Source organism: Bartonella sp. AD328YNZD, from assembly GCF_042196425.1.
The window spans coordinates 1-1,502 of sequence record NZ_JBHIQG010000472.1 but is presented as its reverse complement, the minus strand read 5'-3'; the positions used below and the strand labels follow the sequence as shown (position 1 = coordinate 1,502).

The window sequence follows — 1,502 nt, the reverse complement described above, 5'->3', positions numbered from 1 at the left end:
ATTTATCGCAATATCATTGAACGAGAGCGGCGTGGTGATTATTTGGGGGCAACAGTCCAAGTTATTCCTCATGTTACGGATGAAATTAAGAGATTCATTACGACGGGAAATGAAGAATTTGATTTTGTTTTGTGTGAAATAGGTGGGACGGTTGGTGATATTGAAGCAATGCCTTTTCTAGAAGCGATTCGTCAGCTTCGTAATGATCTACCGAGACAAAATGTCGTTTATGTCCATCTCACCTTAATGCCTTATATTCCTTCCGCAGGTGAATTAAAAACGAAACCAACACAACATTCTGTCAAAGAATTACAATCAATTGGTATTTCTCCTGATATTTTGCTTGTGCGTGCAGATCGATCTATTCCAGAAACAGAGCGGTACAAATTATCACTTTTTTGCAATGTTCGCTCCAATGCAGTTATTCAGGCATTAGATGTGCCAACAATTTATGATGTTCCTATGGCATATCATAAGGAGGGTTTAGACTCTGAAGTTCTTTGCGCTTTTGGAATCGATTCGGCACTTTCTCCTCAGATGGATCGTTGGAAAGATATTACGCATCGCATTCATCATCCTGAAGGAGAAGTTACGATTGCTGTTGTAGGAAAATATACGGGCTTAAAGGATGCTTATAAATCCCTTATCGAAGCGATTGCGCATGGTGGTTTAGCGAATAAAGTGAAGGTTAATATTGAGTGGATTGATTCGGAACTTTTTGAAAAAGAAGATTCTGTCTCAGCTTTACAAAAAGCCCATGGCATTTTGGTTCCAGGTGCTTTTGGTGCACGAGGGTCTGAAGGGAAGATTCGAGCAATTCGATTTGCACGAGAGCGTAAAGTTCCATTTTTAGGGATTTGTTTTGGAATGCAATTAGCTTGTATAGAAGTTGCGCGTAATATTGCTCAGATTGAGAATGCTTCATCAAGTGAATTTTGTGAAACAGAAAATCCAATTGTAGGTTTAATGACAGAATGGCTCAAAGGCGATGTTCTTGAAAAACGTACAAGAAATGGTGACCTCGGCGGTTCGATGCGTCTTGGTGCCTTTGCGGCTGAATTAAAAGAAGGGAGTCATATTGCCAAAATTTATGGGATGACAAAGATTGTCGAGCGGCATCGTCATCGTTATGAGGTCAATATCGATTATAAGGATAAGTTAGAACAGTGTGGTTTGATTTTTTCTGGTATGTCTCCTGATGGTATTTTACCAGAAACGATAGAGTATGTAGATCATCCATGGTTCATTGGTGTTCAATATCATCCAGAATTAAAATCACGTCCTTTTGATCCACATCCGCTTTTTTCTTCTTTTATTGAAGCCGCTGTAGAACAAAGTCGATTAGTTTAATATATAAATTTGGCTACTTTGCTTTTGAGGAATAAAATGTCTAAACCAAATGCCACTGTGAAAGTTGGAAATATTATTTTTTCAAATGAAATGCCTCTTTCATTAATTGCGGGTCCGTGTCAGATGGAAAGTCGAGATCATGCTTTTGAAAT

General features: G+C 38.5%; 1 protein-coding gene and 1 pseudogene. Both read left to right on the top strand.

Annotated features, from left to right (window positions below):
• On the top strand, positions 1-1,350 hold a 1,350-nt coding region (locus tag ACFIO3_RS12925; RefSeq protein WP_375704593.1), incomplete at its 5' end, for a CTP synthase.
• Positions 1,351-1,386: 36 nt separating this feature from the next.
• Positions 1,387-1,502, top strand: a pseudogene (locus ACFIO3_RS12920) (3-deoxy-8-phosphooctulonate synthase); the annotation flags it as partial.